The organism is Shewanella septentrionalis (assembly GCF_025370265.1).
In the GTDB taxonomy this organism is placed as follows: domain Bacteria; phylum Pseudomonadota; class Gammaproteobacteria; order Enterobacterales; family Shewanellaceae; genus Shewanella; species Shewanella hafniensis.
In genome coordinates, this window is the sequence record NZ_JAMTCC010000002.1 from 100,443 (window position 1) to 114,486 (window position 14,044).

A 14,044-nucleotide genomic window follows, 5' to 3' on the forward strand; every position below is an offset into this window, starting at 1 on the left:
TTACTTAACCAATCCTGTGAATCCCATAAAGGCGAGGGACATAAGACCTGCGGTGATCATCGCAATCGCGCCGCCTTTGAAAGGTAGGGGGACATCGGCGGCCGCTAAACGCTCGCGCATCGCCGAGAAGAGAATTAACACTAATGAGAAGCCTAACGCAGCACCAAAGCCATAGATAGCCGATTGGATAAAATCGTGCTTCTCGTTCACGTTTAATAAGGCAACGCCCAATACCGCGCAGTTAGTCGTGATTAACGGCAAGTAAATCCCTAAGGCACGGTGCAGAGCGGCACTGGTTTTTTGCACCACCATTTCAGTAAATTGCACCACAACGGCAATCACTAAAATAAAGCTCATGGTTCGCAGGTAACTCAGATCAAAGGGTAATAACAGATACTGGTTGACGAGATAACTGAGAATTGAGGCTAACGTCAGCACAAAAGTGGTCGCCATAGACATGCCAATAGCGGACTCCAATTTGCTGGAGACCCCCATAAAAGGGCACAGGCCTAAGAATTTCACTAAAACGAAATTGTTGACCAGCACTGTACTGATCAACAGGAGGAGATATTCAGTCATCCTAATACTTTTCTAAACGGATCTTGGCCGTATTATCGACTTTTCCGTATGCATAAACAACATATAGAATGCAGGGTTAACCATCTTTACTGTAAATTTTGGCGACGAATTAACCCGTTAAAGTATTAAATCTGATCTGTAATGGCCATAGCTTGTGGCTGTGCGATGTAATAGCCCTGTAATCCATCGATGAGGAGTTTTTCGAGGGTTAATTTTTCTTCTTGGCGTTCGACGCTGGTAGCGATGACCCGGATGCCAATCCGCCTTGCGACATCCACCATCATACGCACGAAGAACTTATTGTTGCTGTCTTCATCGATATTAGAAGTGTAACTACCATCGAGCTTGATGAAGTCGGGCCGCACTTCGCTGAAGAATTTGAAGGAGGTAAAACTCATACCAAAACGCTCAATCGACACCCGCGAACCGACGCTGTGCACTTCGCGGACAAACTTATAACTCGCCCCTAAGTTAGACTGCATGCCGGACTCGTTGATCTCAAATACTAAGCGCGAGGCGATGTATTTTTGCTTACCTAATATGTCCTTCAACCAAGCGACAAACATGTCTTGATGGGCCGAAAATGCGCTGATATTGATACCAAAGTTACCGGTAATGGTCGGGTTTTCCTTAAGTATTCTTAATGCACTGATCACCACCAGTTTATCTAACTCAGTGCTCATGCCGTGACGTTCAGCCATGGCAATCACTGTGGTGGTAGGTAAGAATTTGCCTTCGCTATTATAAAAACGGGCTAATAACTCGCGGTAAACTTCGACATCAGTACGACACGGCTGAATAGGTTGCTGGTAAAATTTTAATGCTTGGCGAGTGACTAAATCATTGATCGCCATCTTCCAGCGATCGTCTCCAAATTGTTCATCCCCATTGAGTTTTTCTTGGATATGATAACTATTGGGCCCAAGGGTTTGCGCTATGCTGACCGCAGTATCGGCAATGGTCAGTAAATTAGCCGCTTCCACTCCTTGGTTGTAGGGTACTAAGCCTATATGGGCAACGGATTCCGCTTTTGTCATCTGCTGATATTCATCGAGGTAAATCTTTAGCTGGTCTAAAAATTTCGGTGCATCTTTGAGCATAACTTCGGGAATAAACACTGCAAAATCAGCACTCGCTACTCGAAAATATTCGGCATCAGGATAGCTGCTACAGGCTTTACGGATGCAATTGGCGACTCTTGCGAGATAATCATCTCCCGCTGTTCGCCCTTGTTTCTGGTTTATTTGCGCCAGCTCGGTCGCTTTAACCATAGCCATCAAGCCCAGTTGAGGAATATTTGGATTACTAATGGTTTCTAGTTTTTTTGTAAATCCTGGGCGGGTGCTAAAACCTGTCACTGTGTCTTGATAGGCGGCTTTATGTAGCTTTTCGTTTTCTTGATTGAGCTTATCGATTTGAGTTTTAAGTTGCAGGCGACATTCTTCAAGGGAAATACCAATAGGGTTGAGCTCGCCAGTCAGCTTTGATGATGCGACTGCAGAAAACCCTAACTCAGGTATTTTGGAAATATAATCAGCAGCATAACGTATTGCAGCCCTATGTTTTGACATTAATAGAACAAACACTAACAGTAATGTCAGATAAGCTACTAGCAACATGAGGCCAAGTTTTTCAGTGTTGCTAATTGCCGTATCAATGGCTTGATTGGCGCTGAGTTTGACTTGTAAACGACCCGCGGCCAATTTTTGTGTGTGGCTGAGGTCGATGGAAAATAAACTGGCTAAAGGATGGGAGTGTTGGCTGTCTAAGCTGCCTTCGGTATGGCTCAGTTGCCCGTCGGTATCATCAATATATTGGAAAAACTGAAATTGATAGTCTTGAGATAGTTTTTTGAAGAGTTCAGTGCCATTACCTTGCCATTCTTGGTAGCGGATTAAGCTGGATTTAAAACTATCGAGTTCTTGCTGCTGTTGGACTTGCAATTGACTGTTTTCACTTTGATACACCCAAGCAAAAAGACCTAAAAAAATAAGCAGTAAAAAAATTGGATATGATTTTGACATGGCCATAAAAATCCGCTCTAGATTTTGGTGAGTACGAACAGGATAAGTTTAAGTCAAGAATGCTTAAAAACCGCTATCTGTGTGAAGATACTCAGAAATTTGTTTAATAAGCTGATAACAGTGTAACTGCATTTGCTTAAAAACAAAACGAAAAGAATAAGTTGCCAAGCAGGAATGAAACTGAGAAATGGAGTGTTGAATTAGAAAATATGGCTCCCCTGACTGGACTTGAACCAGTGACATACGGATTAACAGTCCGCCGTTCTACCGACTGAACTACAGGGGAGTAGAGGGTGCGATATTGCTATCGACTTTTAAGAAATAACACTTTGAATATGGCTCCCCTGACTGGACTTGAACCAGTGACATACGGATTAACAGTCCGCCGTTCTACCGACTGAACTACAGGGGAATCGGGTGCGATATGACTATCGACTTTATTCTGTGCTTTAAATTGGCTCCCCTGACTGGACTTGAACCAGTGACATACGGATTAACAGTCCGCCGTTCTACCGACTGAACTACAGGGGAATCGTTTTAAATCAGCAGTGTAATAATGTAATTGGCTCCCCTGACTGGACTTGAACCAGTGACATACGGATTAACAGTCCGCCGTTCTACCGACTGAACTACAGGGGAATCGATTACATATTGTTACTGCTTGTTCTTACTTGCTTTTACTTTGCGTTAAATTGGCTCCCCTGACTGGACTTGAACCAGTGACATACGGATTAACAGTCCGCCGTTCTACCGACTGAACTACAGGGGAATCGTTTCACACAGTCGTAGCGACTCGTTGAGAACGGAGCGCATAGTAAAACGCTCTGTGGGATGAGTCAACTCGAGTTACTAAAAAAAGTGTAATTATGCTGTTAAGTGCTCATCTAATGTGCATCGTGGTGCAGAATTCGACATTTTTAGTGAAAAACCACTTAACAATTCGCAATATAGCTTTGAACGCCGCTACCGTTCGCAGGGTGAAATTGCTATAAAATTGAAATCACTCGTTAAAAAATAAGCACTTTTTGGAAATCAGTTGAGCTCAGAGTCAATAAATAGACTTAAACAATTTAAATATAAAGCGCTACCAGATATTGCTGCGGGTTTAATTCCTCTTTCTACTGACTGATAAGCATTGGGTTAGTTTGGTAAGCCAACATAGTGATGCAGTGTTAAGTTATCGCAGCAGCATAAATAGGGATATAGAGCTTTGGTAAACCTCAAGGCTTAAACCGTGAGGCACATTGCTGTATGGTCGGCGATTAACGAACGCTTCTTTCTTCGGTATGGCATACGTCACCATGTCCGACTAAAGATTGGCTAGCAAGTATGCACCGTAAGCAAGTTAAAGGTTAAGCTGTTTATACGTCGTATGTCGTATATAGAAGACATTTACTGTAAAAGTGAACTATTAATGGCGTTGAAGCGTATCTTAGCTTCGAAAGTAGGATAATTAAGGGGTGCTAGAGTATTAATCACTGGTCTATGCTAGGTTTTAGCTTAGCGCCAACAAGTTATTCAACGAGATTTGATCGCCGTTCATTGCTTTTTAAACGTTAAAGTGTCCAATTCAACACGCAATATGTGACTGATTTTAATTTAGCTTTCATCAAATTAGCCGTATCTGTTACTCAAGTCGAATGGCTTACAACGCAGTGAAGAGCAAGGGTAGTTGCAATTATGTAACCAGTCAAATGGATTGACAATAAGTGAGAACAGCCGAGATTAGTTGAAACTAGGCGGGAGGCCTTGGTGTACAAGAGTTGTTCGAGTGATGTGTTAAGTCGGAAGTGATTCACTAGGATTGATAAAAACAAAGCCGGAGCATAAACAATGCGCCAGCTTTGAAAAAAAATCATAGGTCATTAAGATTGATAAACTCGGAACTGTTAAAGATTTAATCGAGGTTTTTACCCATCCAAACGACTTTGCCGATAATTTGCAGCATTGGCAGTTCCCCCGCAGAGACAATCTGAGATTTATACTCCTTGTTGTCACTGATTATCTCTATGCCGCCATCAAACAGTTTCTGCAAGCGTTTAGCATAAAGATCGTCGCCCAGGCGTAATACGAAGATACAGCCGTCTTCTAGCGTCGTCTTACTGATATCAACCAGTAAGCTATCACCGCTGTGTATAGCGGGCTCCATCGAATTGCCTTTGGCATAGACGACTTTAAGATTCTCAGGCTTTAAACCACGGTATTTAAGCCAGTTCTTTCTAAACGAAAGTCGTCTGCGTACACCTGTCTCATCATTAAACGCGCCATGCCCAGTGCTTACCACCACGTCATAGCCTTCAATCAAATAATACTCTTCATTGAACTGGTCTTGGTGGACGTAAACAATACCTTCCTGGGAAATGTCATCGCGTTGGCGATTGGGGTATTTAGGACCATTGCCAGTTGCAAGCCAACGAATACTCACGCCAGCCTCTTCTGCGATACGTATTGCGGTGTCTAACTTAGGTTCTCCACCTTTGATTAGATTACGCAGGGTACCTTCAGATACGCCAATTTTAATGGCGAACTCACGAACACTATGCTTTCCAATTGCTTCCGAAATGCGGTCAGCAAGAGTGCCGACTTCAGTTGTGGAAGTCGGATCTAAAGTTGGATCTGAATGTAAGGCTTCCGACTTCATTATTTTCCTCGAACCAAAATCTATTTAACGCTCAAGAGAGCAATAGTTATTACTTAAAAACTACCGAATAAGTAATGGTTTACTGAATATCCAACCGAAACTACATCAATCTTTTGCGCACTAAAATAACTTTAGTGCGTAATTTTCTGCGCAAAAAAGCAAAAAGCTGTTGATTTGTGCCTAACTCGGATCTATATTCGCAATACGTTACGCACCGCGTAACGTATTGTAGTTAAACTGCGTTCGTTCGCAATGCGAACGTAATCAAAATATTAGCACGGTAATTCTTATGAAGATAGAAAGCGCTCGTCATATACATGCAGCCTTGCTCGCAAATGGACAAAGCTGCCGTGCGTGGGCGATTACGCATGGATATAACCCAAGGACGGTTCAGAAGTGCGTTCAATGGTTTGCACCCAATACAGGTCGTAAACCTAAACGCTTAAAAGCCATCAAGATCATGGCTGCTTTATCTGAATACCTTGGTGTTGATTTAGTGGGAGAGCACCATGACTAAGGAATGGTTTAGCACTGTAGAAATTGCAGAGCTATTGGATGTCGGGGATAGACGCGTCCGCGATAGGGCAAAACATGAGAACTGGCAAAAGCAAAGGCGAAAAGGGCTAGGTGGGGGATTTGAATATCACCTCAATAGTTTACCCCTTGAGGCTCGTCAGAAGCTGGCAAAACAGGAAGCGGAGCAGATAGCCAAATCTCCATCGTCCCTGATGCGTGCGGGATCTGCTGTTGCCAAACTGCAAATGCCTGCAGTGAGTCAAACAGAAAAAGCCAAGAGCATTCAGCAGTTTATAAACCTACCTGATAAAGCACAAAAGCGGGCTGATGCAAAGATGCTGATCGTCAATGCCAAGGCAAAATTCTGCATGCCTTACCTTGAGGTTCGCAAGCTCGTTGATGGTGAAAAAGCATTCTGCAAAGCGTATGCCCAGCGTTCGATTGCACTACCGGATTGGGTATTCTCAATTATTAGCAGCGTTTCTATTGTAACGATCCGCCGTTGGGAAAAGGTCTTAGAAAAAGATGGCGTTAGCGCACTCGCTGGTAAATATAAAGTTGAGCGTCCTTGTCTACTGAATGACGAGCCCGACTTAGCCGACTTCCTAAAGGGGCTGATCACTGCCAAACCGCATCTGGCAGGCAAGGCAAAGCAGCTTAAAAAGCTAGCCGAGATCTATGCGATAAAAACCGACATGCCTTGGCAGATCCCAAGCATCTCCAGCATTCGCCGCTGGGTGAATAAATGGATAAGCCAGAATCAAGCGGCTTTTACATTCACTACAAACCCTAAAAAATTCAACGATAAATACCGGACTGCAGTTGAGCAAACCTATCCATGGATGGCTGCGCCAAACGATGTATGGGAATTTGACTCAACCCCAGTCGATGCCATGTTGAAAGAAGGGCGACACACCATTATTGCGGTGATCGACTGCTTCACACGTCGCGTCAAACTGCTTGTTTCGCCCACTTCATCAAGCGAAGGCATTTGCCTTTTAATGCGCAAGACCTTACTGGCTTGGGGAGTTCCAAACCAAGGCGGCTTAATGCGTACCGATAACGGCAGCGATTATGTCAGCCAGCGAACCACGAGCATCTATCACTTACTCGACTTAGAACAAAGCCGAGCTAACCCATACTCAGGTTGGGAAAAGCCCTTTATCGAACGTTTCTTTAAGACGCTCAGCCATGATCTTATTGAGTTACTGCCTGGCTACATTGGCCATAACGTCAATGATCGCGAGGCTATCGAGGCTCGGAAAGAATTTGCGGTACGCCTTAAAGAGCGCAACAAGAAAGAGAACGAAAAGGCTGATTACGATCTCCGTATGACGCAACCGGAATTGCAGCAACTTCTTGATAATTGGGTTGATGCCTATTATCACCTCCGCGCACACGATGGCCTAAAGGGTAAAACACCCAATGAAGTCTATCGCGCAGCTCAATATCAAGTGCGGGCAGTCGAACATCCTGAAGCCTTAGATCTCCTGCTTAACCACGTTGGCGAGTACACCATCCTTAAGGGCTTTATTAAAGCGGGAGGATTGCGTTATACGGCACCGGAAATGTTGGAGCATGAATGGAAAGGGCAAAGAGTCCGAGTATTCCTCGATCCAACGGATGTCGCTCGAGCGTTTATATACCCGATCAATAATTGGGAAACCCGAATCGAAGCAGTTGATAGCCGTCTTTTAGGTCAAGAGATCAGCCCTGCGGCTTATCGTCAAACCAAAAAAGAAGAAGCCAAGGCATTGCGTAGTTTCAGGGCCGAAATGAAGCAACTCGCTAAAACGTTCAACATAGGCGAGATCCACCAAACCGTCATTGAGCACTATGCCAAACAGGCCAAATCTTTGGTCGAGTTTCCAACCCAGCCAATAGCCCACCAAAACCCCAGCTTAATGGCATTAACTGAGGCTGCAGAGCAGCTCGTTAAAACCAATAAGCCTGGATATAGCGACCAACAAATTGAGCATTTACGCCAGAAGCGTAAAGCGATTGAAGAACGTAAAAACACCATTAATCAACAGCATGCAACCTTAGTGCGTAATGAGCACGAAAAGGCACGTTTGCTTGCCGCTGAATCACTCAACCGTGAATTAACGCCAAAGGAGGATGCATTCCTAAAGGATTACAAAAAGCACAACAAGTTAGGGGCAAAACGCATTGATGAAATCATGGGCCATAAGCGCAGAGCGACCAACTGAGCACTTATGACCCACAACGGCCATGAAGGCCATAAAACTAAAGCAAATGGAGTATACAAAATGAAAGCAGTGATCGCACCTGTAAAAAATGTCCTGACAGCCCAAGACGCCTTCGACAACCTTTGTACCCGAGGCATAGGTGTACCAGGTCTCGGTTTGTACCATGGCCCAAGTGGCTTTGGTAAAACAACTGCAACCACTTATCTGTTTAACCAAGTGAACGGTATCTATGTTCGAGCCATGGCAACAGACAGTGCCAGTACGCTTATGAACCGCATTGTCGGCGAACTCGGATCGAGCGGCATGTGGCGCATCAATAAAATGGTCGATTTCACTATTGAGCAAATGAGCATGTACGAACGCCCGCTGTTTATCGATGAAGCCGACTATCTCATGTCAGACGTTCGTATGCTTGAAACGGTGCGCGATCTCTACGACAACACCGAAGTTCCTGTGATCCTCATCGGCATGGACCAAATCGCCCGCCGTATCAGCACACGCAAACAGTTCTTTAACCGTATTTCAGAGTGGGTTGAGTTTCGACCAGCCGACTTAGATGACGTCATGGTGATGGCCGATTCCCTCTTAGACAACGACATCAAAGTCGAACCAGAACTCCTTGATGAACTGCGTAAAGCCAGCAGTGGTGAGGCTCGTCGCATTGTCATTGGCCTTAATCAAATCGAACGTCTCGCCAAAATGAACGAACTTGATTACGTCACAGCAGAACACTGGGGTGCACAGCCATTCCATGGTGTTCGACGTCCAAGCCTTGTGGGTTAAGCGTTATGGCACAAGTCAAACGATCAACCCCGTTAAGGCACAGCGCATGGTTGTTTATGTGCTGCTGTCGTAATCGAAAAGTCAGCTTTAGTGCTGAACAAGTTGGCGATGCATCGGGAATGCCCAAGTGCCTCGCGAATCGCTTTTTGCGTGATTTGTATCGAGAAGGGCGCTTAACACTCGAATGGAAAGGGCGTACAGGGCTGACAAACCGCTACTGGTTAAACGATGACAGCCCGTTAAAGCCCCAGTCTCAGTTCGCCAAGATCAAGGCGAATCAGCGGATCTGGAATAGCTGCCGCATCATGCGCAATTTTTCGATTGAAGAAATCATGGTCACAGCCAGGGTGGCGCGCTCAACCGTAAAGCGTTACCTCAACGCCCTGCAACGGGCAGGCTTGATCCGTATCAGAGCTATCGAGGAGGAAATGGTCATTTATCACCTCAACGTTGACTGTGGCGCTTTAGCACCAGAGCTAATCGATGACGGTATTTATGCCCCAACCAAATCGAAGTTTTATCCCTATAGGGAGGCGCTATGAACAAGGAAAAATGGTTCCAAGTGCTTGAGTTAAAAGTCAGTGAGAGCAGCCAAGCGCAGATTGCCAGAGAGCTAGGTGTCAGTCCGACCATGCTTAATCAGGTCCTGCTGAACAAGTACAAAGGCAATATCGACACCATTAAAAATCGTGTCGAAGGGCGTTACTTACGTCACCACGTGCAGTGTCCCGTTGCAGGGCAAATCAGCGTTGATACCTGCCGCGACAATCAAGAACGGCCTTTTAGCTCTACCAATCCGCAACGCGTCCGGCTCTATCGCGCCTGTCGCGGTGGCTGCCCACATTCGCAGTTAAAGCAGTCGGCAGTAACACAGAGGATCGATGTGCAATCAGCGACAGACAGTCGTTACAACGTTGAGGAACAGCTCGCGTTCTGTCGCCGACTCGCCCAGGGCGATCAACTACAGCATATCGAACTACTCGAAAGGGAATTGCAAAAGGTGGCTAACCGCCTAAATAGCGCCCTTTGGGATAACAAATGGAAAGGTAAATAACATGCAAACAAAAGCTATCAATGTGATTGCCGCCTTAAGGCTTCGTGGGATGAAGGTCGTTAGCCAGCATCGCGGTGTTATCCAAATTGACGTTCCAAGCCGTGATTTTAAACGCATGGCAGTTGAGATTATCGAGAACATAAAAGGCATTCGTCGCCGTTGTATGGCGGTGCAATTTCATGGCGTGACAGTGCGCTGGAATGAGGACAAATAAGATGAACATACAAGAACAAACCCACAACCAAGCTGCTATTCCGCAGGGCTACCGCAAAAACGCGGTAGGGGATTTAGTACATGAAGATCGCATTAAGCCAGTAGACAAACTGCGCGATGAAGTGGTCAAGACCATAGTCAATAACGCCAAGCTGCTGCGTCAGTCGATGACCGAATTCAAGCTAACCACCATGGCAAATATCAATGACTTTGTGGAACTGTCTTCATCGGAGTATGGCACTAAGTTCGGCGGCGCTAAGGGCAATATTCTGCTCACTTCCTTCGACGGCCAATACCAAGTGCGCCGTGCAGTGGGTGAACACCGCGTGTTTGATGAGCGCATTCAAACCGCTAAAACCTTGATTGATGATTGCATTAAAAGCTGGAGCGGTGGCGCGGATACCCGCCTGATGGCGATGGTTGAGCATGCGTTTCGGGTAAATCAACAAGGTCGTATCGACGTTAACCAAGTGCTCAGTCTGCGCCAGCTGGATATCGACGATGCCAACTGGAAACGGGCCATGGACGCTATAGCCGACGCGATTCAAATCACAGGCACTAGCCAGTACCTGCGCCTATATGAGCGTCAGCCTAATGGCAAATACACCCAACTACCACTGGATATAAGCACCCTTTAGGGTGAGCAAGGAGCACATCATGACACTCAGCACACAATCGGGCATTCAACACCTATTCGATGACAACCAAGCCGCACTCGATCGGGTGGCGTTTCAATTACGCCAAGCGACCTTACTTGAAGCTAGCTTTGACAATCTGCGCAGCGAACTCAGTGGCCTTGCGGCGGAAAGGCCGTATTACTGCTTGATGATGTGCGCCGCTCTGCTCAATGCACTTAAGGAGTTAAGCAAAGAGTTTGCGGGCGAGCGCCGCGCTGTGATCGCCTTTTTTATGGAGAAGTCACTCAATAATTTGGAGCTGTTAGAGCCAAAGCGAGCAATGCGTTAACCCTGCGAAACCCGCTCCATAGCTTGGAGCGAGGTCTGTCTAATGTAGTGATTAGGCACTGATGAGCAGCTAACCAAAGAGCAAAGATAAATGACGCCCTACGCTAAACGCTTACTCAAATATGCCATGGATTATTGCCCCATTCGTCAAGTACGTAAGGGCAAAACCAAAGCTGAACTACGCAGTGATCGCGAGCAATGGGCTGTTAACTTTTTAAATGCAGCAACGCCGAATTGGCAGCAGCTTAAGAGTCAGCCTAAAGCCATCAAGATAGTATCCAGTGCGACAACCGATGAGGATGACGAATGTTAGAAACTAATCAAAAAGCCCATGTGCAGACTAATGCGCAGGCGCACCCAGTCGCTCAACACAAGAAGCGCCTGATCACCTTAATCAATGTGGCTAAGGGATCATTGCAGCTCGATGAAGCCATCTACCGCGCCATGCTGAAAAATGCCACGGGTAAAGATTCCTTGCGGGCAATGAACTTGCCAGAGCTTGAACAGGCGCTAGAAGTGTTTAAACAAAAGGGCTTTAAACCTACTGTAACCAACAATAAAACAGCGGTTAAACGCCGTTTAAGTCCTGCTGCAGGTAAAAGCAAATTGGCCAGCATAGATAAAATACGTGCCATTTGGATCACCATGGGCCACCACTTAGTTATCCAGGATAACAGTGAATCGGCGCTTGATGCCTATGTGCGTCGCATGACGCTACGCAGCCGCATTACTAATAACCAAACCCAAGGCGTGGACGCCACCGCTTGGATGACAGAACCGCAAGCCTACAAGGTACTTGAAAGTCTGAAAAACTGGCATAAGCGCGTACTTATCGAGCGCATTATTGCCCGTGGTGAGCGGCTAAAGATGAATGAAGCAGGTACACGCCCCGCAAACTATGAAGTGATCGTCGCGCAATACGAGGGGCATGGCCATGAGTAAGAACACTCTAAACGCGGTTAGCATTCCCGAAAACCAGTTGGATTTATTGTCCACCAGCGCCGCCGAGCTGGAACAAGCCCTCGAAACCTTAGCCACGCTTAAGCCCGATGAACGTGAGGATTTTATTCGTCGCTGGCCCTCAACCTTGCAAAGCCTGTGCGATGTGATGCGCCAAACCCTAAAGCAATACGATATTGATAACGCGGATAATGTCAGCGAAGCCTTAGCCACTAGTCTAAGTGCCTATCTCGGTGGGCGTGATATCTACATCCCCAATGGTGAGCGCCTCAAGGATGCGCTGCGGGATATCCGCATTTGGCGCGAGTTTAAGGGCAATAACCTAGAGCAGTTAAGCCGCGACTATGGACTCACCGAGCGCCGGATCAGTCAGATAGTGGCAGAGCAAAGGGCGGCTTTTGTGGCGAGGAAGCAGAGGAGATTGTTTTGAAATCCAATCTATATCACAGGGTTACCAAAAGGTAGCCCTTTTTATTGGTTTACTTTGGTAATAAACTTATCGATACTCATTACGGGCTTAGGATATATAAGGACAATGTATGTTATTAACGATAGACCGTGTTTCTAAAAAAGATTTTGATACAAAAGGGATCGTCAGAATTAATTTTTCACGAACAATGATAAAAGAAAAAAAAGAAGAAATTATAGGAGAGTTTAAGAAAAGAGGTTTTATGGGAGGGATTACCGGTGAGTTAAAGATCTGTGGGGGATTCGATGGCCATGGTAATGAATTTGTACTATTCGATACAGCGCGTTACACGCACACAGAAGCTCTAGACTGGATTAAAAAGCATGCATATGAAACGAGCGGCTTAAATTAGCGTTTAGCTGGCATTTAACAGTTAGGATGTTGAAGCATGATTAAATGGATATTACTCACAAGCCTCATGGCACTGCTTAGCACTAATGCAAATGCTGAAATTTACAGATGCACCGTTGACGGTGTTGATACCTATAGCCAAACTCCCTGTGCGGAAGATGCGCAACCTATCATTGTTACTCCACCCGCCAAGTTGCACTCAGGCGAAAATACCTTAAATGAAGATGAGTTAGTATCACAATGCGTTGAAGTACTTAAGCGTTACGCTGGCTTTAAAGATCCTGACTCGATTAAAGTTGAAGGGCATTTTTTCGATTGGCAGCAGGATGATAGTGGTGCTCGTAGGGTGTTGCAACTCAAGATTAATGCCAAGAACAGCTTTGGAGCGTATGACGGTGGAAAATATCGCCCTTGCTTTTTAAGTTACAATGGTACTAAAGTAAGTGAAAATCAAAAACTTATTTTCAAGTAAACGTATCAAAAGAGATCAATCTTAAACTTTTTATAATGGATTTGAACGAGCAAACCGCTCAAAAGAGCAACAGACTAATTGTTCTTTAATTGATTTCCTGTATGATTGCGCGAAAAAAGTCACCGAGCCATATGAGTTAATGGAAGAATATTATGGGTCTTAGAAAGTGAATTATCCCCAAAAAATGCTTATTATGACAGAAACTGATGTGCTTCTAACTGAGGTAATCTCGGTTCCTCAGAAGTCTTTAGTTGTTGATGCCTATCATACTTGTGAACTGAGAGGAGATGTTGCAGAGGCATTCAGCAAAGCCCCATTTAAAAGTAGAGCTAACAGACATCCACACTGGCAATGGTTAAGCCAAGGTTACTATTTTTGGGCAGTAGAGCACTTTGCTCATAAGTGGGGCAAGGATTCTATATCTGGGGATTACGCAATTATTGGATGTAATCTAACATTTAATGAAGATGAACTTTTAGATTTGGTTGATGATTTTGGACATCAAGACTGGCTTGTTCAACTTATTAATTTATATAGAGATTATCTTGATAGATGTTATCATCAAGTTGGTGGACATAAGCGAGAGGCGACTGTTTGCCAAGTTATTGAGCATTTTAGGAAGGCTAAAGCTTTCCCATTTATCGCCGTAAAAGCAGAAGATAGCTACCATGAAGAAAGGATTAAATTTGCACCAGGAAAAACCGCTTCAATCTTCTTAAAAAAGAGACAGCAAATCTGTCTATTCGAAACTGGTTATAGGTGCATTACTCACAAATCATTGGTTTTCCCAATAATTTGAGAAATTAG

The 14,044-nt window shown here is 45.1% G+C and carries 17 protein-coding genes, 5 tRNA genes and 1 other RNA gene; 15 read left to right on the plus strand and 8 right to left on the minus strand.

Going from position 1 to position 14,044, the window contains the following annotated elements; translation table 11 throughout:
- The 8 genes from rsxA to NE536_RS01515 form a co-directional block, all read right to left on the minus strand.
- Window positions 1-579 (minus strand): electron transport complex subunit RsxA, encoded by a 579-nt coding sequence (gene rsxA, locus NE536_RS01480; protein WP_006081543.1) that lies wholly within the window; start codon window positions 577-579, stop codon window positions 1-3.
- Window positions 580-704: 125 nt separating this feature from the next.
- Window positions 705-2,609: an EAL domain-containing protein gene (locus tag NE536_RS01485; protein ID WP_261271568.1), complete on the minus strand. Its 1,905-nt coding sequence runs from the start codon at window positions 2,607-2,609 to the stop codon at window positions 705-707.
- A gap of 204 nt (window positions 2,610-2,813) precedes the next feature.
- Window positions 2,814-2,889: transfer RNA gene (locus tag NE536_RS01490), tRNA-Asn, on the minus strand.
- A gap of 50 nt (window positions 2,890-2,939) precedes the next feature.
- Window positions 2,940-3,015 (minus strand) — tRNA-Asn (locus tag NE536_RS01495).
- 43 nt (window positions 3,016-3,058) lie between these two features.
- Window positions 3,059-3,134 (minus strand) — tRNA-Asn (locus NE536_RS01500).
- Between the two features lie 32 nt (window positions 3,135-3,166).
- A tRNA-Asn gene (locus NE536_RS01505) sits at window positions 3,167-3,242 on the minus strand.
- Window positions 3,243-3,296: 54 nt separating this feature from the next.
- A tRNA-Asn gene (locus NE536_RS01510) sits at window positions 3,297-3,372 on the minus strand.
- Between the two features lie 1,128 nt (window positions 3,373-4,500).
- Complete coding sequence (locus tag NE536_RS01515; RefSeq protein WP_261271569.1) at window positions 4,501-5,244, minus strand: LexA family transcriptional regulator; 744 nt, start codon at window positions 5,242-5,244, stop codon at window positions 4,501-4,503.
- A 289-nt stretch (window positions 5,245-5,533) separates the two neighbouring features.
- On the opposite strand from NE536_RS01515, the gene NE536_RS01520 reads away from it, so the two are divergent.
- The 15 genes from NE536_RS01520 to NE536_RS01590 all read left to right on the plus strand — a co-directional run bounded on the left by NE536_RS01520 (window position 5,534) and on the right by NE536_RS01590 (window position 14,036).
- A complete protein-coding gene (locus tag NE536_RS01520) occupies window positions 5,534-5,761 on the plus strand; it encodes a helix-turn-helix domain-containing protein (protein ID WP_041411143.1) in 228 nt (75 codons plus the stop codon).
- Window positions 5,754-7,970 carry a DNA-binding protein gene (locus NE536_RS01525; protein ID WP_261271570.1) on the plus strand — a complete coding sequence of 739 codons (2,217 nt, stop codon included), beginning with the start codon at window positions 5,754-5,756 and terminating at the stop codon, window positions 7,968-7,970. The genes NE536_RS01520 and NE536_RS01525 overlap by 8 nt, the downstream gene beginning before the upstream one ends.
- A gap of 60 nt (window positions 7,971-8,030) precedes the next feature.
- Window positions 8,031-8,753 (plus strand): AAA family ATPase, encoded by a 723-nt coding sequence (locus NE536_RS01530; RefSeq protein ID WP_012089134.1) that lies wholly within the window; start codon window positions 8,031-8,033, stop codon window positions 8,751-8,753.
- Between the two features lie 5 nt (window positions 8,754-8,758).
- Window positions 8,759-9,295, plus strand: a complete 537-nt coding sequence (locus tag NE536_RS01535; RefSeq protein ID WP_049770355.1) for a hypothetical protein — start codon at window positions 8,759-8,761, stop codon at window positions 9,293-9,295.
- Entirely contained in the window at window positions 9,292-9,807 is a 516-nt protein-coding gene (locus tag NE536_RS01540) for a hypothetical protein (RefSeq protein WP_226058524.1), read from the plus strand. The genes NE536_RS01535 and NE536_RS01540 overlap by 4 nt, the downstream gene beginning before the upstream one ends.
- 1 nt (window position 9,808) lies before the next feature.
- The gene (locus NE536_RS01545; protein WP_063884365.1) at window positions 9,809-10,021 is read left to right on the plus strand and encodes a hypothetical protein; all 213 of its coding nucleotides are present in this window, start codon (window positions 9,809-9,811) and stop codon (window positions 10,019-10,021) included.
- 1 nt (window position 10,022) lies between these two features.
- A complete protein-coding gene (locus NE536_RS01550; RefSeq protein ID WP_261271571.1) occupies window positions 10,023-10,658 on the plus strand; it encodes a DUF3164 family protein in 636 nt (211 codons plus the stop codon).
- A 19-nt stretch (window positions 10,659-10,677) separates the two neighbouring features.
- Entirely contained in the window at window positions 10,678-10,986 is a 309-nt protein-coding gene (locus NE536_RS01555) for a hypothetical protein (protein WP_261271572.1), read from the plus strand.
- Window positions 10,987-10,988: 2 nt separating this feature from the next.
- Window positions 10,989-11,061, plus strand: an RNA gene (locus NE536_RS01560) — hammerhead ribozyme type II.
- Between the two features lie 15 nt (window positions 11,062-11,076).
- Complete coding sequence (locus NE536_RS01565; RefSeq protein WP_261271573.1) at window positions 11,077-11,298, plus strand: hypothetical protein; 222 nt, start codon at window positions 11,077-11,079, stop codon at window positions 11,296-11,298.
- Window positions 11,292-11,927: a gp16 family protein gene (locus NE536_RS01570; protein WP_261271574.1), complete on the plus strand. Its 636-nt coding sequence runs from the start codon at window positions 11,292-11,294 to the stop codon at window positions 11,925-11,927. The genes NE536_RS01565 and NE536_RS01570 overlap by 7 nt, the downstream gene beginning before the upstream one ends.
- Window positions 11,920-12,375 carry a Mor transcription activator family protein gene (locus NE536_RS01575; protein WP_131524994.1) on the plus strand — a complete coding sequence of 152 codons (456 nt, stop codon included), beginning with the start codon at window positions 11,920-11,922 and terminating at the stop codon, window positions 12,373-12,375. The genes NE536_RS01570 and NE536_RS01575 overlap by 8 nt, the downstream gene beginning before the upstream one ends.
- A 109-nt stretch (window positions 12,376-12,484) precedes the next feature.
- Window positions 12,485-12,766: a hypothetical protein gene (locus NE536_RS01580; protein WP_261271575.1), complete on the plus strand. Its 282-nt coding sequence runs from the start codon at window positions 12,485-12,487 to the stop codon at window positions 12,764-12,766.
- Window positions 12,767-12,802: 36 nt separating this feature from the next.
- Window positions 12,803-13,237 carry a DUF4124 domain-containing protein gene (locus NE536_RS01585; RefSeq protein WP_261271576.1) on the plus strand — a complete coding sequence of 145 codons (435 nt, stop codon included), beginning with the start codon at window positions 12,803-12,805 and terminating at the stop codon, window positions 13,235-13,237.
- Between the two features lie 166 nt (window positions 13,238-13,403).
- Window positions 13,404-14,036, plus strand: a complete 633-nt coding sequence (locus tag NE536_RS01590) for a hypothetical protein (RefSeq protein WP_261271577.1) — start codon at window positions 13,404-13,406, stop codon at window positions 14,034-14,036.
- Window positions 14,037-14,044: the final 8 nt, after the last annotated feature.